Origin of the sequence: Comamonas sp. wu1-DMT (genome assembly GCF_040187805.1) — a bacterium.
Lineage (GTDB): Bacteria > Pseudomonadota > Gammaproteobacteria > Burkholderiales > Burkholderiaceae_C > Comamonas > Comamonas thiooxydans.
The window spans coordinates 21,800-42,212 of sequence record NZ_JBANEM010000033.1 but is presented as its reverse complement, the minus strand read 5'-3'; the positions used below and the strand labels follow the sequence as shown (position 1 = coordinate 42,212).

11 protein-coding genes and 1 pseudogene are annotated in these 20,413 nt (G+C 55.1%); 1 reads left to right on the top strand and 11 read right to left on the bottom strand.

Annotated elements, in window-relative coordinates; translation table 11 throughout:
- The 3 genes from V8Z78_RS25900 to V8Z78_RS25890 all read right to left on the bottom strand — a co-directional run.
- Window positions 1-221 (bottom strand): hypothetical protein (locus V8Z78_RS25900; RefSeq protein ID WP_349732442.1); only part of this gene is annotated, 221 nt, incomplete at its 3' end.
- Window positions 222-1,622: 1,401 nt separating this feature from the next.
- A complete protein-coding gene (locus V8Z78_RS25895; protein ID WP_349732441.1) occupies window positions 1,623-2,495 on the bottom strand; it encodes a hypothetical protein in 873 nt (290 codons plus the stop codon).
- Window positions 2,496-2,854: 359 nt separating this feature from the next.
- Window positions 2,855-4,009, bottom strand: coding sequence for a hypothetical protein (locus tag V8Z78_RS25890; protein ID WP_349732440.1), 1,155 nt, complete (start codon window positions 4,007-4,009; stop codon window positions 2,855-2,857).
- A gap of 286 nt (window positions 4,010-4,295) precedes the next feature.
- Here V8Z78_RS25890 and V8Z78_RS25885 point away from each other — a divergent pair, with 286 nt between their 5' ends.
- On the top strand, window positions 4,296-4,550 hold the full coding sequence (locus V8Z78_RS25885) for a hypothetical protein (RefSeq protein WP_349732439.1): 255 nt from the start codon (window positions 4,296-4,298) through the stop codon (window positions 4,548-4,550).
- A 63-nt stretch (window positions 4,551-4,613) separates the two neighbouring features.
- On the opposite strand, the gene V8Z78_RS25880 is transcribed toward V8Z78_RS25885, so the two are convergent.
- The 8 genes and pseudogenes from V8Z78_RS25880 to V8Z78_RS25845 form a co-directional block, all read right to left on the bottom strand.
- Window positions 4,614-5,027 (bottom strand): hypothetical protein, encoded by a 414-nt coding sequence (locus V8Z78_RS25880; protein WP_349732438.1) that lies wholly within the window; start codon window positions 5,025-5,027, stop codon window positions 4,614-4,616.
- Window positions 5,024-5,392, bottom strand: coding sequence for a DNA/RNA non-specific endonuclease (locus V8Z78_RS25875; RefSeq protein WP_502878877.1), 369 nt, complete (start codon window positions 5,390-5,392; stop codon window positions 5,024-5,026). Before V8Z78_RS25875 ends, V8Z78_RS25880 begins: the two co-directional genes overlap by 4 nt.
- 35 nt (window positions 5,393-5,427) lie before the next feature.
- Window positions 5,428-5,547, bottom strand: a pseudogene (locus V8Z78_RS25870) (hemagglutinin repeat-containing protein); the annotation flags it as partial.
- A gap of 144 nt (window positions 5,548-5,691) precedes the next feature.
- The gene (locus tag V8Z78_RS25865; protein WP_349732437.1) at window positions 5,692-5,976 is read right to left on the bottom strand and encodes an immunity protein CdiI family protein; all 285 of its coding nucleotides are present in this window, start codon (window positions 5,974-5,976) and stop codon (window positions 5,692-5,694) included.
- Window positions 5,977-6,113: 137 nt separating this feature from the next.
- The gene (locus V8Z78_RS25860; protein WP_349732436.1) at window positions 6,114-6,485 is read right to left on the bottom strand and encodes a hypothetical protein; all 372 of its coding nucleotides are present in this window, start codon (window positions 6,483-6,485) and stop codon (window positions 6,114-6,116) included.
- Between the two features lie 105 nt (window positions 6,486-6,590).
- A complete protein-coding gene (locus V8Z78_RS25855; RefSeq protein ID WP_349732435.1) occupies window positions 6,591-6,806 on the bottom strand; it encodes a hypothetical protein in 216 nt (71 codons plus the stop codon).
- A 3-nt stretch (window positions 6,807-6,809) separates the two neighbouring features.
- Window positions 6,810-18,188: a hemagglutinin repeat-containing protein gene (locus tag V8Z78_RS25850; RefSeq protein ID WP_349732434.1), complete on the bottom strand. Its 11,379-nt coding sequence runs from the start codon at window positions 18,186-18,188 to the stop codon at window positions 6,810-6,812.
- A gap of 9 nt (window positions 18,189-18,197) precedes the next feature.
- Complete coding sequence (locus V8Z78_RS25845; RefSeq protein WP_349732433.1) at window positions 18,198-19,841, bottom strand: ShlB/FhaC/HecB family hemolysin secretion/activation protein; 1,644 nt, start codon at window positions 19,839-19,841, stop codon at window positions 18,198-18,200.
- Window positions 19,842-20,413: the final 572 nt, after the last annotated feature.

Genomic DNA, 20,413 nt, shown 5'->3' with positions numbered 1-20,413 from the left:
CAACACCACGGGCGTGATGGTTGCGGTCGATGGGACTGAAATGCCTTTGGTCGAAGGCTACTGATCAAGCACCAGACGCAAAGACGGATATCGCCTTCTGCGGCCAAGATGGCTTCCTGGCCAGCAGTGATATCCGAGCCGCGAACCGGGATGGAGCTGTCCGCCCCGCCCTTGACGCCGAACTTGCCCGCATCGTTGCCCACGCTGGCATTGACCCCCACGGCCTGGCCTTCATAGTGGGTGCTGTTGTGCCGGTCCCCTGCGGTGCTAACCTGCTCCAGCGCCGTCTGGTTACTGGCGATGGCGGCGCTCTTGAAGTCGGGCTTGTGTACTTCGGGCCGGGCCCGACAAGCGTGGTTCGCTCCCCTACTCCTTCCTGAGCGAAGAGCACAGGACTGCTAGCGACCCAAAGCGGAATTTCACATAGGCATGCCAAGAATCGCCAAATGTGCTGCCAACGAATAGACTATTGACCGAAATATTGCATGCCAATACATGTCTTTCAGTTCTCATCGACGCAAGCTTTTAGACGAATCTGAACCCTTGAGTACCGGGTGTCCCATGCTCGCTCATGTGCTCTACATGTTGCAAACAAGCTGGGGGTAGATCGAGAGTACGTAATTGAGCTTGTGAAGCAGAAGACGGGCATCAGTCTTCATGCATTGAATAATGTCGAGCACCTCGTTGCGGCCTATGAAGAACTTGAAAGCCTTCGTCGGTCTGCGGGATAGTTTTGATGGAAGTAGCACTGCGACCCATGCAGTCGCAAGACTTGCTTCATCGCTAAAGCTCAAAACATGCGCGCACTAGATACGTAAACTGCAGGTAGCTGAGTCGGACTCATTCAATCCAAAAGCCTTCGCGGCCACCGAGGGCTAATAAGGGTCTACCCAATCGGGTCTTAGGCCAAGGGCAAATTCAGCGCGGACTTTTTCTAGTGATGTTTCGAGGCCAAGGTTAGCTTCGACCTCACCAACACAGCCCCAACAGTCGCCTCCGCAATCCTGCGACAAAGGGTCATTCTTTTGATTGAGTTCTCGTCCACAAATTTGGCAATTCATCCGTAGATCCTGCCACAAGGATAAAGGTCCGCTCATGGCCGTTCCCAGTCATACGCACCGGAGCAGCACCCTCCTCTGAGTAAATCGCGTGATGGCCGATGGATCCCCGATCCATACAGTCCACAAGCGCGTCTGCCACACGTTCCTGAGGCACTGGAAGGCCCACAACAACGCCTACCGTTGTGCGCTTCCCAGCACCCTTTTGACTTCCGAGCACAGGTCCGCTAACAAACTCGGCTTTGGGTCCGTGGTGAGAGTCACCCAACCACTTCTCTCGAATGGAGTCCTGCTGAGCGGTTCGTATCTGGGGGCCTCGGTGAACACCACCGAAACAAGCCCGCCTGTAGATGTGCAGTCTGTCCTTACCTGGTGAATGCTTCAAGGTTCGCGCCCACCAATCGATGGTTACACAACGACGGAGGCAGAGATATGCAAGGTCAACGGTTGACTTGCCGGAAAGTCCCTGTAGACCCAAAGCAGACAGCCAAATTACTAACGCGAAATTAAGGGGCCGGCGGTACGACGGTCCCAGTGAGCGTAGCGAACGGTTTAAACCGATTGTTAGACATTAGACAATGCGGACATAGCGTTACGTACCTCCTTATTTTTGTTGAGGCATGCACGCTTGATGAATGCATCAGAATTTTTAACTAGGCTGTTTTTGGGTACGCTTTTGGCTAAATCTGACATTTTTTGTTTTGATGTTTTTTGAAAGTCATAGCCATAGTCATTTAAGAATGCCATGAGTATGAAGTGAAAGCTGTTTAGTGCTTGCCAGCGAAGGCAACTTTGGTTTGCTGAAATTCCTGAAAAGTAAGTGATTAGATGTGTGAATTCTTTTTCTTCGACTTTTTTCCTAAACTCGGAGTAGCTCAACAATTTTTCACCGTTACTCATTTTGCTGACAAATTCTCGGAATTCATCACTAAAAAAATGATCCGTGTCTACTGACTGGTTGTAGCCGGTACCTTCGAATATTTCGATGTCGCTAAATATTTGTGGAAAGAGCTTTAAGTACTTAAGAAAGTCGAGGTCTTTCTTTGTGCTGACTGTGCTGTCAAGGTATATAAGCTCTAGGTCGATCTTTCGACAAAGTGAGAAAAATATTAAGAACCTATAGCAAAATGATAATAGGTAATACTTTTCTGAGATACTTTCTCCTTCTCTCTGATTGTGCCATGCCTCTGGTGCATTTCTAGAGAAGTTCCATAGTCGATGATTGAGTGATTCCGCAGAATTTAGCAGTGGTACTTTGTACGTTGAAATGGCTTCTCTTACTTTTTTGCGCTGATCGTATTTGTAGTCATTTTCTAGTTTGAACTTATAAAAATTACGCTCCCATATCGGCTTGGTTATGGCGCGTAAGAGAAGTGTGGCAATTGTGACTGCTGCCGCGATCAGTGCCGATTGAACTTTTGGGTCAGTTAATTCCATTTTATGGCTCTGATGTCTAACTTGATTTAGAAGACATGCGATGTGCATGTCTAGTTCAGCTAATACTGTATGAGTGTGCAAATCGACAGGCAGATTCGCTGTTGTAGTGTTTGGACACACCTAAAAATTTTGATCTCAGTCTTTGGAGGTGCCTGAAGATCAGAGTCCGAAAGACTGCTTCTGGCCGAAAGCGCCAGTTTGCGAGATGGGCAAGGACCGCAGCGACCGCATTGCCGACACCGCGCCCAAGGCACTGAGGGAGCAGATGCGAAGGCAAGTTGAGAAATTGCAATGAACGGCATCCATAGCCCCTCGATTATGCTAAAAAGTCGTTGAATTTCACGATTTAAAAGGCTACTTCATGGCGAATGGGTGTTGAGATTGCCTTCGGGACCATTTCCCCAAGTGACTAAATCCTTAATGCGTTGCCTGAACTGTTCTGTGAAATGCATTAACCCCAGTGGGCTGCCAAAACGACGCACCTCTTTAACTCTTGGCAGCATTTCGTCCCAGCAAGCCACAACTGGCTGGAAGTATTCCAAAAGGACGGGGTTGCTCAGGAGACCCTTGAGTAAGAAGCGTTCGTCGAACGCGTGCTTGTCTGTTTGAGTCATAGACCAATAAATGGTGGCGGAAAGTGCGGCCTTCCCGCAGATACTGACGAGTTGTTTGCGATCAAGATCGTGAGGCGTTATAGCTCTAGCGACTTTTCCGTCCAAGGCCTCGAAAATTTGAGGTATGTTGATCTCCAATCGAATTAAGGGATTCGGATGAGAGCCTTCAATATCTGATGTAGGCAGAAGTGGCAGACTTCCGTTGAAGCGAAAGAATAGCAACGACATTCCACAAACCATGAGGTACAGTAAACCGGATAAAACCTCAGTTCGCTTTTCGTCCTTGACGAATTGTGGACTACGGATGTGTCGCAGTAATTCGAACACATAAGAGTTGTTTGCTTCAAAGTCTGCAGCTAGTTCTGTGACATGAGAAACCAGTGCCTCTCTGCCCACAATGCGATTGTGCGCAGAGGCTTCGAAATCTTGGACGTCAATCGTTGAAGAACAGTTGCCTTGATCTGGCCCGAACTCTTTACGAATAACGCCATGCTCCTGCATGAGGTGACCAATTTCGTGAAAAAATACCCATGTTATTGCAGCGACAAACATATTCCTGACGAGCTCCTCCTCATTGAAGCATGTCGGAAGCTTAACCCTATCACCAAAAATGTCATAAAGTTTATCAACATCAGAATCTGCGGGAATTATTCTCAAAAACTTGCAAATTCCCTCAGCATCACGCCAAACCTGCCTCACTAGCTCGTAGTGAATTGTGATGCAATGTCGGGGAGGCTCACTTGCATCACTGAGCGTAGAAGCGTAAGCACCAAATTTTTTCCCCCCGTGCCAAGTAAGTGTCAACTGTCCACCTAGTTTGGCATATCTCCCATTATTCATATCTTTGGTGATATCACCCAAAACTTGGCTTGCTAATTCATATATCTCAATATCTTCCAAAGGAACCCTCCATATTTTTCTGTTTACCCTGCATAGGGATTTTTTGCCACTATTGTCGGTCAATTAGATCAAAAAATTAGCGTCGCGAGTTTTTTTTGTGACGTAGTTGTAGAAGAAAATCAACGCTTGACCGTTCTCCTGCTGCAGTCCAGCGCGTCATCGTCGGGCTGAGAACTGGATACATAGTCGGTGACTCTTCCTTAACACTATCTAGAGTGACAGTCTGCTTCTGGCCGTTCCCAGTCATACGCGCCGGAGCTGCACCCTCCTCTGAGACAATCGCGCGATGACCGATGAATCACCGATCCACACAGTCCACAAGCGCGTTTGCCACACGTTCCTGAGGCACTGGAAGGCCCATAACAACGCCTACCCCAAGCTGATCAAGATGCCGCCCGAAGAGCTGCGGCAGTTCAACATCGTCAACTCCTTCGGTAAGCCTGATGAACTCTGGGGCGTCCCAATAGAAGTCGACCCCAACACCACGGGCGTGATGATTGCGGTCGATGGGATGGAAATGCCTTTGGTTGAAGGCTACTGATCGAGCTCCAAACGCAAAAATCGCCCCGACACCAATCAAGGCATCGGGGCGATTTTAGGTTAGTTATGAATTTTTGTTTTTCTCATTCAAATTGGAAAGAGAAGCATTTATTTCATCTCCCGTAATGACTTCATCTGTCTCCTCATATCCATCCGGCTTGTTGTAGTCATACTCTATTTTGAATTTTCCGTCTGGGAAAAGCGTGAACGTCAATCCCCAGATTCGTTGACCTGTCGCTCTTTGTAAATCATCACGAATAAATAGTGCCGCCCCACCCTTATCAATTGATCTATCGGGCCAATCAATACTCGATGTTTGAATTTCGGAGTTAAATGTAAGGCTTGTTGTGACGCTTGCCATTTTATTAAAAATCTCGCATTGGCATATCGAAAAATCCCACGAGCGCCCATACACAAAATCGATACATCCTTTTGCTAGCTCTTGATATGCTTCTTCGATGGAGTTAAATTTTTTCATTGATCAAATCGAAATTCTTTGATGTCGTTGTTAATTTTTGCCATCACTATAAATTGACTGGGTCTACCATCACTTCCATGCAAATATCCCAAATCAATCTTCACGTCAATAGTTTTCCCTGCCAGTAGTTCGCCACGCAAAAAATTCTCCATTCTCTTCCATTCCCCTCGGTTGAGAGTGGATGCCTGTGGAACAATATTCAACCGATCACCGGCTCCGCCCAAGCTCGAAGCTATCAAGTGACCTCCATCATCGCCAATACAGCCGCTCTTACCTGCACAAACTTGTTGGCAAGGGTTGCGATCCATTTTGTTCAATGACAGCGTGCCTTCGACAGAGTTGACTCGTCCTGCTCCATCAGTGATATAGGTATGCCCATTGTCTAATACATAAGCGGTACGGGGCTGATGGTGAGGCTGCCAGCGGCCGACTGGTTGCGGCTGGCGTAGTTGCTGCTGTCCTGCAGGCTTTCGATATTGAGATTGCCACCCACATCGGCGATGACTTGCTTGCCGCTGAGAAAGCCGCTCTCGGCGCTCTTGCGGATGTGCTGTTCGCAGGATGTTTCTTCAACTGTGACGATGTTGACATCGCGTCCGGCTACCTTACCGTGAGCAGCGCCGTGAGAGTCTGCTACGGGAGATATTCAATCAGATATCTACCCTCAAGCTCCTTTTGCATTTTTTTTTGCAAGCATCACGCCCACATTTTTATGTCGAATTTCATCCTCTATTGAAGAGAATCCAGAGTCTGGAGGGTAATCATCATTGAATGTTTCTTGATATTCTTTATCCCACAAAAATAACTCATATTTTAGCCCACGAGAAATAGGCAAATCATCAATATCAATATGACCCATTTTTTGCAAGTCAGGACAAAATAACGGAGAGGATAAATATTCATTAAACAGTCTTAAATTTATCATAGCCATTATTCCCAAAAAACTCACAGGATTGGCTCGAACCACAAAACCATTCGAGTCAACCCCAGTCAGATATCTTGCACAACACGACTGACGTCGCTGCAGTAAATAACACTTTTAAATCGCTGGTCGACGCACACTCATGGATATTGAAAGTTGCGAATTCAATCGCTAAATCTGTAGAAATCCTTATTCAGCCATTTATCATCGTATGCAGCAAGCACTTTTTCATGGCCCCGACCTGTAGCGATCGCTGCTGGGTCATTGAAAAGCTCAAATTCTAAGGTTCTTTTAATATTTTCCCACCTCAAAACATGCATCAAATATGCCAATGGCTCATCGCTAATCATCTGCTTGAAGTACATTTTCAATAACAGCATTTCAAATTCGCCTTGATATTCTGGTGCCTGATCAATGATTGATAAACACTTACGATAGTGTGGCTCTGCAGTTTCAAATGAGAACTGCGTATCAAGCACATTTTCAGCTTGCACAAGCTCTACTTGAAAAGCATTGACTAATTCGTTTTCACCCATGCGCCTCCATGCGATGCCGCTACATGACCACTTTTTTTTAACAAGGCCAGCTAAGACGCAACATCCCTTTCAGGAAAAAAAGAATTAAATAACCCATTTCCAGAATCAACATGAATTCGTCCGCAGGAAGGACAAAGGTAAACCGTTTTTTTTTACCTCATCAATAAGTGCATAAAATGCATCACTATTGACATTTTCTAATTCATCTAGGCTATCGGCAATTTTCTCAATTCGAGACTCTGGAATAAGAGCCATCTCAAAGCTAGGCGTTCCATTAGAAAGATTCATTACATAGCCGCAGCGACATGAAAATTTAGGCATCGTTTAACTTCCTGTTGGTCGATTGAAACGAATAATCGATCCATCTGATTTTTGAAAAAATATTATCTGAATATTCCGAGCAGTTGGCTTACCCCATGTTCTTGCAGCGACTGTAGCCATGTCAGCATCAGCTATGCTTGTTTGAACAATAACTGCAGTCGCTTGACTGTTCTTTCCCTCAATTGCTCTAGCTATAGATGTAGGATTTGTGTTAGTAGGAGTGTAGACATCTACCTCTCCTATGCCCTTCACTGTTAGGTCTGCTGTGCGCTGCCCTTGAACGCCTAATTGAGAGGCAGTTGGCTGATGAACGACATCATATCCAAACTGCTCAGCTAAAGCTTTACCCGCTCTTAACTCATTGGCATCCGGCGTTGCACCGTTAAGAATCTTGATTTCTCCAGCAACCCTTCCCTCATTTGCCCTCTCATTGAAAATCGGTCCAATACCCGGCAACGGCTCTGCAGGACTGCCCGGAAGAATATTATCTCCAGGCTTCTGAGTAGCCAGTGGTTTGCCACCCACAACCCCGCTCTCTTTCGGCCCCTCCGCTGGATATTCCGTCGACGTCCCCCCTGGTATGGGGTTTGTGGTCTTGTCATTGCCCGTGTGGCTCGGCCCCGGCTTCGGTCCGTAGCCACCACCGTAGCCAGGTATTTGATCCGCCAAACTCGGTTGCTTTGCCTCAAACTCCTGGGTCAACTGTGCAGCCAACCATGCCGCAGCTGCCGCCGGCAGTAGGTTCATACACACGCTACTGCTCGCGCACGTGCGCAATAGCGCTTGGCCGGCTTGGTCCAACAGCCTCAATCCTCCCGCCCCGAGGCGCTGCCCCTGTTGAACAGCAGCATTAACGGTATTAATAACAAGTAGGTTGTTCTGCGCAGCCTCATTGAGCGCACCGGCTCCTGCTGCCGCGCCACCAGCGGCGCTGCCCGTACCAAAGGCTAGCAAGCCCGTCAACGCCGCCGCAGTGCTTGGCTCGACCCCTTGTCCAACCAGATAGCCAGCGACATGCGGTGCAGCAACACTAGTGAGCCCTGCGCCTGCCGCACCTGCCACTCCACCACCTAATCCGCCAAGTAGTGCATGGCCACCAGCGCGGCATGCACCATCCGGCCCCCAGCAACGCACCTCTTCTTCATTCTTGGCGTTGGCAAATCGGTCGTTGGCATATTCACCCCATGACTTGGCCGCCTGCTTGCCAAACTCCGCCGTGATCGCCACCTGCGCATCTATCTCGCGCTGCACCTTGTTCTGATCAAATATCCGCTCGATGCCCGTGGCGTCGCCCGTGCGCACGCTCTGGTCGCCGGCAATGCCCGAGATACCTGCCGTGGTGGTGCCTTGGGCACTGCCGCTGTCCTGGCCTACACCGGCTCCCACGCCCTTGACGCCGAACTTGCCCGCATCGTTGCCCACGCTGGCATTGACCCCCACGGCCTGGCCGTCATAGTGGGCGCTGTTGTGCAGGTCGCTGGCGGTGAGTGCCCCGCCGGTGCTGAAGCGGTTCTTGTCCTGCTCCACCGCTGTCTGGCTGCTGGCGATGACAGCGCCCTTGAGGTCGGTGTCGCCCTTGACGCTGACCTGGAAGCCGCCGTCCCCTGCCTGTATGCCGCTTTGCTCGGTGACGCCTTGGTAGTTGCTGTTGACCTTGCTCTTGCCGGCATTCAATCCGCCGCCAATGGGCACGCCTGCGGGGCTGATGGTGAGGCTGCCGCCCGCCGACTGGTTGCGGCTGGCGTAGCTGCTGCTGTCCTGCAGGCTTTCGATACTGAGATTGCCACCCACATCGGCCACGACCTGCTTGCCGCTGACCACGGCACCCTTGAGGCTGGAGTCGCCGCCGGACTCGAGTGTGACGCTGTTGCCTGCCTCTACGTGCGTGTTGGTGTGGGTGAGATCGTCACCAGCCTGATTGCCACAGCCTTTGCTGGCACTGACGGTAATGCCGGTCTGCTGCCCCACGCTCACGCCGATGCTGCCGGAGCTGGAGCTGCTGCTGCCGCTGAGGCTGGCCGTATTCTGAGCAGCCTGCAGACGGATATCGCCTTCTGCGGCCAAGGTGGCGTCCTGGCCGGTAGTGATATCCGAGCCGCGAACCAGGATGGAGCTGTCCGCCCCCGCCCCTTGGGCAACGATGTTGACATTGCCGCCGGCCTTGACGGTGCTGCCACGTGCGCTGTCGCTGGTTTGTGCCGTGTTGCTCTGGCTTTTGCTGGAGCCCAGGCTGATGGAGATGGAGGCGGCCTTGGTGGGGTCGCCGCCAGCCTGCGCCTGGGCTGCGCCCTGCAGTTCGCCCGCAGAGTTCTTGACGTTCAACGCCGTCGCTGCTGCAGCCAGGGCCTGCATGCGGCCGCTGCTGGTGTTGCGGGCGGCATCCGCCATGTTGTCGGCTGTCTGTATGGCGCTGATGACGGGGCTGCCGATGCTGACGCTCAAGCCGCTTTGCTTGAAGCGTTGCTCGGTGGCGGAGCTGCCGGTTTCGCGGGCCTCGACGATCTGAACCTCTTTGGCCACGACGTTGACATCACCGCCTGGGACCATGACATCGCTGCCGACTTGCTTGTAAGCATTGCCCGCAACGATGTTGACATCGCCGCCCACGCTGCCGACCGTAGATGCAGCGGCCGTGGTGCGGGTGCCCGTCTGATCGGCACTTTGCATGCGGCTGCCGATGGTGAAGCCAATGCCTCCGCCGCCGCCAAAGATGCCGCTCTTGGTTTCCTTGCGGTAGTGCTGTTCGCTGGAGGTTTCCTGGGCGGCGGCGATGGTGACGTCTCTGCCCGCCTGCAAGGTGGTTCCAGTGTCGGAGACCACATGGCTGCCGGTAACCGCGATATCGCGGCCGGCGTTGATAGAGACAGTATCTCCCCCCAGATTGCTTCCAACTGCCGTGGTGCTGTGCAGTTGCTCCCGCGTGGTGACGGTCTTGCTTGAGAGGAAGCCTTTGGTGGTGTGCTGATGCGCCTCGTCCAGACTCTGGCTTGCCTGGCCTGCACTGATCTGGATATCGTTGCCGGCTGACAGGCTCAAGGCCTTGCCTGCATCGATGGTGGCTGCCTTGGCATTGATATCCTGACCTGCGCTGAGGGTCACGCGGCCAGCGCCGGTGATCTGGGTGCCCACATCCAGGGTGCTCGACTGGCGCAAGTAGTTCTTGCTGTCCCAGTTGATATCCTGGCTGCTGCCGACCGCAACCGTGTCGAGGTTCAGATTGTTGCCAGCGGTGAGCACGGTGGTGCCGGTGCCCGCATTCTGTATCTGCGCAGCCGTGAGATTGAGGTTGTTGCCCGCACTGGCTACCAGCACGCCGGCCGGCCCGGATACATAGATGCCCGCGACACGATCGATCCCTGTCTGGGTAAAGCGGTTGCCGCCTGCCTGGTTTGCACTGCTTTGCGTGGTGGTTGTGAGGTTCAGGTCACGCCCTGCGGACACCGTGGCCGAGTCCACGCCCTTGATGATGCCTGCGAGATTGTCAAAGTCCTGCCGGGCTGCAAGCTTGACGTCGTTGCCGGACATCTGGCCGCCCAGATTCTGGATGTTCTCGGCCGTGATGCTCAAGGTGTTGCGGCCTGCAATGCTGCCGCTGTTGACGACATTGCCCGAGAGGTTCAGGTTCACATCCGAGCCTGCCAGCAAGGTGCCTGTGCCGTCCAGGTCGCCGGGCTTGACCCTTACATACACTTGCGGAACCAGAACGCTTTGCCTGGAGCCATCGGATAGCGTCACTTCCCTGGTGACCAGCCAGACGATGTCGCTGGTCAGTTGCGCCACCTGTGTCGCACTGAGCTCTATACCTGGGCGCAAGCCTTGCGCCTGGGCGAAGGTTGCGCCGTTTTGCAGCAAGTCTTTGTATTGCTCGTCATTGCTGGTGTAGTTGCCCAGGAACCGGCGGCCCGTGAGTTGCCCGATTTGCTGCTGCACCAGTTGCTGCTCATAGAACCCGTCGCCCAGTCGCTTTTGAACGGTGCCGGGGTCCATTTGCAGAGCCTGGAGCATGTAGTCCGAAGACAGCCAGTTTTTATATTGCGTGAACTTGGGGTCTGTCTCGACCAGGTATAGCGCGCCTGCTTCAGGGCGCTGGCGATACAGGGAAGTCCCAGGTATCTGGGTATTGGGCGGCGTGGTGCGAATATTGACCTGAGAGGACGCTGATTTGGCATTGGATGCATCCGCAGCCGTACTCTCGGGGGTCGCGGCTGCACCAACCTTGGCAGTGGCCTGCGCTTGAGCGCTGCCCCCTTGCGCCGCCACGCCCGCTACGGCATTGCTGGTGATCTGCCCCTGGGTCTGCGTTGCAGTGGCTGCACCGGCAGCCGGGCCTGCCTGCGTTCCCTGCACGGCTCCAGGAGCCACGGAATGATGGATGGCATCCACGGCACCCGCAGCAGATGCCTGTGCCTGCACCGCAGAAATGGCGCTGGCTCCCGGCGCTGCGCCGGTCGAGGGGTTCGCAGCGTGCTCCGTATATGTGTAGGAGGCCAGTGCCTGCGTCTTGATTGCGCCTGCAGGTGCATAGTCCGAGCCGCTGTACTTGCGGTTTGGAGTGCTGGAGCCGCCCTTCCATGTGCTGTAGACATAGCCTTGGTCGACGGATTTGACATCCACGGTCGTAGCTCGGTTGTCGAGTGAGCCGCCCGTCGCATTGATCGATCCACCCGCCAGGATGGCGCTGTCCTGATTCAGGAGCTTGCTGGATGGATTCGATCCGTTCCATTGCAGATTGCCGCCAGCCAGGATTTTTCCAGGAGAGGATTGCGTCACTTGCGCACTTTGCTCGGTGCGGCTGTAGTCGTAGAAGACAAACTCGCCAATCCAGCGATTGCGAATATCCTGGTAGAAGGCATCCAGCTTCGCGTCCAAGGCTGCATCCGCTGCATTGCGCGCGTCCAGCCGCGGCTTGTAGGCGTTGTATTCGTCTACGTGAGCCTGAGTGACCTGGACATACTGACCCCCGCTATCCCAGCTGTCGATGGTGTGATAGCCCACTGTGCAGCGTGCCAGAGCAGCGCAGGGATTGGTGCTGCTTAGAACAGGCGCAGGCCCGGTATAGGGCTGCACGCCAAAGTCGCTCCAGATTCGATGGTCGGCTGCGTAGTGCGCTCCTTTGACAAGTTCACCTCCTGTCCAGAACCCTATGGTGCGATCCCCGCTGTAGTGCATATACCCTTGGACCCGCTGGCCGTTGTCATCGACATAGCTGGGGTTGTAGTAAGGCGCATATTTCTCGAACGGATATCGCTCAGAAGGCAAGAGCAGGCCTTTGTAATACTGATCGAAGGCTGTGGTTTCACCGGTAGTGAATGAGCAGGTTTCTCCGCCCATGCTGCAACGCCAGTCATTGCCGCTGACCACGAAACTAATGTCCTTCGGGCCGGAGCCTCCAACATTGCCATTGGAGATCAGCAGAACGTCGCTGCCCTTGTAGCGCTGGCCGTTAGGTGCTTGAAATTCAACAATCTTTTGAGGCTGGCCATCGACCAATGTCCACTGCAAATGCTCATTGGTATTGCGAACCTGGTCATGTCCCAGCACCATGCTGCCGCCAGACTCCAGCGTGGCGCTGTTGTTGTTGAGCGTCTGCCCTGCGCCTGTGGCATGCCAATTTGAATCAAGCGCCTCACCCGTGAAGAGATTTCCTGCGCTATAGATCAGTGCGTTTTCTCGGTTGGTGATGTTTTGAACGCCCAGGTCCATGCGCTCTCGCGCAGCAATCGTGGCTGCTTGAGTGATGCCTGCAAGGGTTTCTTCCTGGTTGGTCAGCGCGCTGGCTGCAATCGCTACCCGGTCCCCATAGATGCGGCCGGTGCCAACGTTGTGGACATTGCCAGCCTGAATGCGGGTGTCGGCACCGTCGATCAGCCCGCGGTTGGCCAAGGTGCCGGAGATGGTGAGCTGCGTTGTTTGCCCACTCAGCAGCTCGCCCGTGGCCTGGTTGTCCAGGTTGCTGGCGTTGACGGTCAGGTTTTTTCCGGCCTGGACAGTGACAAGGTTTGTCAATGTGCCCGTGGTTTGCAGCTGCAAGTTGCCGCCAGCCTGCAAGGTGCCCTCCAGGGTATGGTCGCCTTGCAAATTCAGACTGACGTCACCGCGCGAGGCAATCTCTCCTGCGCCGCGCAGGCTGCCTGTGCGAAGGTCCACCTTGTGATCGGCAACGATTTGACCCGCGTTGTTGCTGATGTTCAGTGTGGGGGTGGCAGCCTGGTCGGCGGCAATCTTCAGTTGCTTGCCGGCACTGAGCTCGCCACGATCATTGATCAGTTGGCCGTCGCTCAGAATCGTCAAGTCCTGGCCTGCACGCACAGCCCCCTGGCTGTTGTCCAGCTTGGCAGCGGTGACGGAAATCGTGCTGGCTTCCAGGCCTAGCGCTTGTGCGCTCCCATCGCCGTTCAAAGCCAGGGTGTTCTGGTTATCGATAGCTCCGGCCTGAACCGTCAATGCCTGCCCTACCCGGATCAGCCCTGCCTGATTGGTCAGAGTGCCGCTACCGAGGTTGATACCTGCTGCTTGCACCGCAAGAATCTGGCTGCCCGAGTTGTCGATGCCTGTTGATTTCAGATTGAGCTGTGCACCGCTGTAGATCTGCGCCGCCTGCGCATTTTTCTCGGTGTTGTCGATCGCGCCGCTGCTCGTGATGTTCAGGTCGGTCTGGGCACTGATCAGACCGCCCTGGTTGTTCAAGGTGCCACTGTGAATGTCCAGTTGTGCGCCGGCGACCAAGCCCAGAGCACCTGCGCTGCTGCGGCTTGCCTGGTTGCTCAGCGATTGCTGGTGGGTGTCAATGCCGAGATTGCGACCTGCGGCCACCAGGCCTGCATCATTGTCCATCTGGCCGGTCGACAGGCTGGCGTCTCGTCCCGAGACGATCTTGCCTTGGCCGTTGTGCAGTTGATTGCCCGCGCCGTCCAGTGTGAGACGAATATCGTTTTCTGCCTGGATCAGGCCTGCTGCGTTCTTGACGGCATTCGTTGTGGTGTGAAGATTGAGGTCGCCTTGAACTGCAACCAAGGTGCCCTGGCTGTTGTCCCAAGCCGTGGCCGTTGCCGTCACGCTCTGCTGCCCTGCGACCATGCCGCCGGTGTTGTCGACATCTGCAGAGCTGGTGAGCGTGGTTGCCCCGTTGCCGATGATTTTTCCGCGTGTGTTGTGAAGTCCAGCCGTATCCACGCGAAGCTGGCCGGAGCCGGCATGGCCGATCATCCCATCCGTGTTGTCAAGCACCCCACCGGAGACCACAGCGAAGTCCTGCGCATTGGCAACAATGCGCCCCGCGCTATTGTTGATGGCACCAGCACTGCGAATGCCTGCAACGGGGTTGGCTGCTGCGGAAGCCGTATCCGTCTGCTGGATGACGCCTTCGGTATTGTCTATCTCGCCGACATCGATGCTGAGCTGCCCACCACTGAGTTGGGCCTTGGAGCTGTCGAGTTTTTGTCCGGCGGTGGTGGAAATACTCAGCAATCCGGGTGTGCTGATGCTGGCCTGAGCAGCTTGAATATCTCCCCTCGTCGCGCTCAGGGTTACGTCTGCACCGGTGCTTCCGGTGGTGCTGCCTTGAAGATCGAGGCTGGCGGCTTTCAGGTTCAATGTGCCCGTCGCCAGTGCCTGCCCATTGGTTTGCAGGCTGCCGGATGCCACTGCCGTCAATGCGCCGCTGCCACTCAGTTGTCCATTGGCAGCCATGCCGGCCGCCAGAACATTGCCAGCACCGCCGGCAAAGCTGTCTGCAGTGAGCGACAGATTTTTGGCCGCAGCAATGGTGCCTTGATTGCCAACCGCACCGGTCACATCCAAGGTCTGTTCACCAGCTGCGTACAGCGTTGCGCTGTTGTCCAGGCTGGTGGCCGTGGTTTTGAGATCCTTGGCTGCATAGAGGTTGCTGCTGTTGGTGATGGCTTGGGCATTGACCGTGAGGTTGCCGCCTTGGCTTTGAATGCCTGTGGCGCTTCCTGAGGTGCCTGTACGGGTGTTGCCCAGGCCTGCGCTTGTCAGCTGCAGGTCGCCATTGGAGGAGATCAGTCCATCGCTGTTGCTGACATTGCCGCTGCTGGCCAAAGACAAGGTTCCGTTGCCAAGGATCTGTCCACGGGTGTTGTCAAGGCTGGACGCCTGCAGTGCTCCGTGCCCTGAGCCGGCATGGCTGATCAGTCCATCTGTATTGTCCAGCGCACCAGATTGAAGCTTGAGATTTGCAGCATTGACAACAATGCGCCCGGCGTTGTTGTTCAGTGTGCCGCCCCTCAGATTGATGTCCAGATCAGCGCCCCCGGACTGCTCAATGCTTCCTTGATGGTTGTTTAACTGCCCAACCTGAATTTGCAATTGCTGGCCAGCCAGGCGGCCTGCGGTGTTGTCCAGCGTTTGGCCTGTAACCGTGCTGGCGGTAATGGACAGCTTGCCTGGCGTGCTGATTTGTGAGCCCGCCGTGACAATGCTGCCCTGGACGGCACTCAAATTCACATCTGCATTGGCACTGCCTGCCGTTGCACTTCCCAGATTGAGGCTGGCACCGCCGAGGTTGACATTGTTTGCAGCCAATGCCTGGCCGGCTGTCTGCAATCCACCCGAGGTGGTGAGGTTCAATGTCCCGGGATTGGCGAGTTTTCCGTCCGCAGCCATGCCTGCAGCCAGCACATTGCTGCCGGCGCCTGCAAACGAGGTGGCTGTCACGTTCAGGTCCTGGGCAGCGGCAATCGTCCCGCTGCTCGTGATTGCACCGCTCGCATTCAGCGTCTGCGCGCGTCCTGCGTAGAGGGTGCCGCTATTGCTCAGACTTGAAGTTGCCGCAATCAGGTTCCTGGCGGCCTGGATGCTCCCGCTGTTATCGAGTTGCTGAACGTTCAGGTGAACATCGCCTGCCTGGCTTTGAATGCCTTTGGCTGTACCTGCCGCAGGGGTGGCGCCATTGATCAATTGAGCACTGGTAATGTCGAGTTGCTCGACCGCAGAGATCAATCCATCTGTGTTGTCGAGCTTGCCCGTCTTGATGCTGAGCTGCCTTGCGCTGATCTGTCCAAGGGTGTTGTCCAGGCGCTGGCCGCTCGAGCCGTCGGCTCGGATCGCCAAAAGACCTGCGCTGCTGATGCGGGCGCCGCCCGTCTGGATGTCGCCGCTTTGAGCCGTCAGGCTCATATTGCCTGCTGTGCTTGCCGAGCTGCTCTGCCTGAGGTCCAGGCTTGCGGCATCAAGACTGACGTTGCCTGCTGCCAGAATTTGCCCGGCGCTCTGCAAATTTGCGGATGCAGTTGCAGTCAGGACACCGGCTCCGGCAAGCTTGCCATCAGCGGCCATTCCCGCGGCCAGCACATGGGTGGCTGCGCCATTGAAGCTGCCTGTTTTCACCGTCAGGTTCTGGGCTGCGCCAATCGTTGCGCTGCTGGTCATGCTGCCATCAACTGTCAGTGCCTGGCTGCCTGCCGAATACATGACTCCGCTGTTGTTCAGGGTCGAGGCATGTGTCTCAAGTGCCTGCGCCGCATGGACGCTGCCGCTGTTGCTCAAGGCCTGGGCTTGCACATACAGGGAGCCATCGCTCACAATGCGCGCACCATCCGCGACAGCCGGTTGATTGCTGCTTCGGGAGTCATTGAGGAGCTGGCCTTGGCTGCTCAAGTTGAAGCCTCCGCCACCGGCATGCAACAGCTGGCCTGCCGTGTTATCGATGTTCCGGGCAGCAATGCTCAGGTTAGCAGCCGCTGTTTGAATCACACCAGCTCTGTTGTCCAGACTCCCTTGCAAAGCGATTGTCTGGTCGCTGCCGCCGCTTTGGATGATCTGTCCACCGACATTGCTCAGAGCGTTGGCATGGATGCCGAGACTGGAGGCCTGCACTCGCGCGCCATCTGTCGTGAGTGTCCGGCCCGTTTGCAGATTCATTGTCTCGGTCGCCAGCAACTGGCTGCCTTGGGCCTGCAAATCACCTGTTGTGGCATGCAGTTGCAAGGTTTTGGCCTGCTGGCGAGACGAAGTCAGGTCAAGGCTTGCACCGCGCACCTGGACATTGCGGGTGGCCAGCGCCTGGCCTGAGGTCTGCAGCTGTGCATCTGCATGCACGCTTAGATTTCTATCCCCGAGCAACTGGCCATCCGTTTGCAAGCCAGCCGCCCAGACTGTTGCATCTCGTGCTTGAATCTGCGCTCCAGCCCCTGCAGCCTGAATGACTACATCGCCCAACGCCGCAACTGTTCCGCTGTGTGCCTGGCTCGCCTGCGAACTCAATTGGACATTGCCGCCGCCATAGATGGCACCGCTTTGCTCTACCGCACCACGCGTGTTCACGACAACATCGGAGCTAGTGGATTGGATGGAGCCGCTGTTGTTGAGCCAGCCTTCGCTGTTCAATGTGAGTGATCCACTGCTGGCCTGAAGCAAACCAGAATTGCGGACACCCAGTCCAGACTCGGTGCCTACGATAAAGATCTTGCCCGCATACATGCCGCCCAATTGAGCGACGTCCAGGGCAAACTGGGGCTTCGCAGGCTCTGCGCCTGTCGCACTGGGCTTGCTCTGCTGGACATTGCCATCGGCGGCAATCTGGTTGACGCCTGTGACGACCTTGAGGTCTTGAGCCCACAGCCCGGCGTTCAGCGAGATGGCTCTTGCAAGGATGTTGGCGTAATCTGCCTTGGTGGCATCAAGCCCATTGCCCTGGATGCTGATGAGACCGCCTTGCACGTTCAAGCCGTCAACCGCTCCATTGGCTCCGTACAGCGGTCTGCCCGTCGTCAGGGTCACGCCTGCTGCATTGATGAAGGACAGGCCATCGACCACCAGACCCGAAGGGTTGGCGATGATGACGTCGGCCCGCTGGCCTGCCACTTCCAGCGGTCCCATCAGGCGGGATTGGGCAGCTGAATTGACTTCGTTGACGATGACTCTGGCGCCGCCGTTGGCAAGCCACGGATTGCCTTGCACCCAGCCACCAATCTGGGTTTGCACATTGCTGCGGCTGTTGTTGAGGATGGCGCCTTTTTGCCCGATGTCGAACTGCTGATAGGTGTTGCGGCTGACGCCACCCGCAGAAGGGGTCAGGATGTTGACCGTGGGCGTGCCGTTGGCTGATTCCAGAACCGTGGGGCGCTGGCGATTGGGGGCCGAGGGATCGGCAATGATTTGCGCAAAACCGGCAGGAGCCCCCAGAGCCAGGGCCAGGGCCAGGGCCAGCATGCCTGCTGTTCTGGCTGCAGCAGAGAACGGGAAATCGCTGAGGAAGGATCTGGCAGTGCGCAAGCTGCCCGCCGACGAGGCACCTGAATCAGCAGCTCCTGTCTGCGTGCTGCCATTGCCGGCCTTGCCTTCGCTGGAAGCTGTTTCCTGCACCACCATCCGGATGCCACGCGCTTTGTTGAAGATAACGCGATGAAGATTCTTGTTCATGACGACGCCTCAGAAGCTGTAGGCCAGGCTCAGAGCCAGGTTGGTGTGGGAGGTTCGGAAGTGCTCCGGCTTTTTGACAGGCGTTGCCACAAAGACTTCATAGGAGAGCTTGCGCCAGGCCCCGCGCAGGCCGATGGCCGCGCCGGTCAATGACTGGCCCACCAGGTACTTCGCAGCAGGCCCGCTGACATGGCCGGTGTCCAGGCCCACAAAGGCCTCGGCATTGCCCGCAGCGCCCAGACTCAAGGGGGTGCTGAGTTCGTTGCGCCAGTACCAGCCACGCTCCGCCAGCAAGGTGCTTTCTCCATCGAAGCCCCGTACGGTGTAACGGCCGCCAATGCCAATGCGGTCCTGTGGCGTCAGCGGCGTCTTGTTCCACTGGCCATGCCAGTTGCTGCTGAATCTGAGTCTGGTGCCGCCCAGCTCGAAGGGCTTGGACAATGCCAGATCGGCAATGAAGAGCTTCATGCGCGAAGTGCCTTCACCAAAGGGCTCCTCTGGCGCGTGCAAGGCCGCAAAAGCACCTGTGCCTCGCTTGTAGGCCAGATTGGCATCCAGGATGGCATTGCCCAGATAGCTGCGCTGGTTCAGGCTCAGCTCAAAACCCGAGGTGCGCCTGCGCTGGACATCGATTTCCACATCGTCGATGTAGTTGTTGGAGGTCCGCTGGAACGCCTTGATGCCAACGGTTGTCTTCGAGGAGGCGTTGCGAAACACTACGCGACTTAGCTTGAGGTCCAGGTTGCTGGATTCGCCGCTGTAGGTGTAGTTTTGATAGGCACCGGCCACGCCTTGGTGGTACTTGTTATAGGAGCCGGACAGGGCTGCCAGCCAGTACCCCAAAGGCACGGAATACTGCGCTGCACGGGTCTCGGTGCCACGGTTGCCACCATTGCCGATACCACCGCCGAAGCTGAAATACATCAGATCATTCAGGCCCAGCGGGTTGTCCCAGGACACTGTGCCCGTGCCTTGGACTTTGCCTGTGGATTTGGTGCCGCCATTATCCAAGGCGACGTTAAAGCGCAGCGGGTTTATTTTTTGATAAGTAATCATCAAATCACTTTGGCCGGGCTCGACATCCGGGCCTTCGGCGGGAGTGATTTGAATATCGGCATCTGCCGTTGGAACACGCTTGAGGTTTTCCAAACCTTGTTCAATATCGCGCAGTTGCAGCAGCTCTCCAGGTTTGGACGGCAGCGCTGCAATCAGTGAAGTGTCTCCTGTGCTGTCCGGGGTAAATCGGATGGACCTGAGAACGCCAGGAATAAATACCACGGTCAGCACCCCGCTTTGGAGGTTTTGCGGAGCCACCATGACCCGGGAGGTCACGTAGCCATGCTCAAGCACTGCCTGCTGCAGCCGAGCCAGGATGACTTCGACACCCTTGGCCCCAACGCAAGGCCTGGCACCCAGATCAATACCCGCTGCCGCCTTGAGCCACGGCACTTGATCAAGTTTTTCTCCAGTCAATTCAAGGGAGTGCAGCGCAAAGCAGGGAATCTCGCTGGTTGGCATCTCCAGCTCAATTGCCTTGGTCCGCGGCTGCAAGGTATCGGCATTGGGAGCCATGCGCTCACGCAGTTCCCGTTCACGCTCTTGCTGTCGTTGCAACTGCTGCTGTTCAATGGCTGAACCGGACAGTTGCGCCATGGCAGGAGCTGCAAAGCTCAGTACGACAACAAATAGTGAGGTCAATTGAAAACGCTTGCCAGGCGTTGTCTCCCTCATAAAAGACCAATTTATTTCTTGTGTCATTATTTCTCGCATGAAAGCAGCCACGTTTATGGCTGATGACCAGCATAAAAAATCACAACAGCAGCATATTTAACGAATAAAAAGTTCTCTGCAGAGAATTACCTCCAAGGCAGTAGAAAGAGATTTCACTGTTTCCGCGATCAGACCATGTGCGAAATTTATTTTCGCCCCTGTAACTTTTTGAGTTGATCGAGACGTAGCTTCGCCAAGGGAGAAATCCAGATTTATCCACCTGCTGCCAAATTCCTTGAAAGCCAGGGTTTCGGACTGAAACACGCAGCTGCCTCGATTCCCGCCCATGCCAACGATGTCATGCCAGTCAATGCACTCTTGAATAAATATGAAAACGGGGTATTAACCGCCTCCCGGTTATCAAGCAAGCAAAAATAAGAAGGCGCTCTCGGCGATCAACGACGGAATATGAAGGTGGACTCAAGAAAGCATCAGACGATTGACAACATGCTAAT

Coding starts and splice junctions, on each gene's coding strand:
- V8Z78_RS25850 (WP_349732434.1), bottom strand. CDS start 18,188: ATGAACAAGAATCTTCATCGCGTTATCTTCAACAAAGCGCGTGGCATC.
- V8Z78_RS25845 (WP_349732433.1), bottom strand. CDS start 19,841: ATGGCGCAACTGTCCGGTTCAGCCATTGAACAGCAGCAGTTGCAACGA.
- V8Z78_RS25880 (WP_349732438.1), bottom strand. CDS start 5,027: ATGAAAAAATTTAACTCCATCGAAGAAGCATATCAAGAGCTAGCAAAA.
- V8Z78_RS25855 (WP_349732435.1), bottom strand. CDS start 6,806: ATGCCTAAATTTTCATGTCGCTGCGGCTATGTAATGAATCTTTCTAAT.
- V8Z78_RS25860 (WP_349732436.1), bottom strand. CDS start 6,485: ATGGGTGAAAACGAATTAGTCAATGCTTTTCAAGTAGAGCTTGTGCAA.
- V8Z78_RS25885 (WP_349732439.1), top strand. CDS start 4,296: ATGACCGATGAATCACCGATCCACACAGTCCACAAGCGCGTTTGCCAC.
- V8Z78_RS25895 (WP_349732441.1), bottom strand. CDS start 2,495: ATGGAATTAACTGACCCAAAAGTTCAATCGGCACTGATCGCGGCAGCA.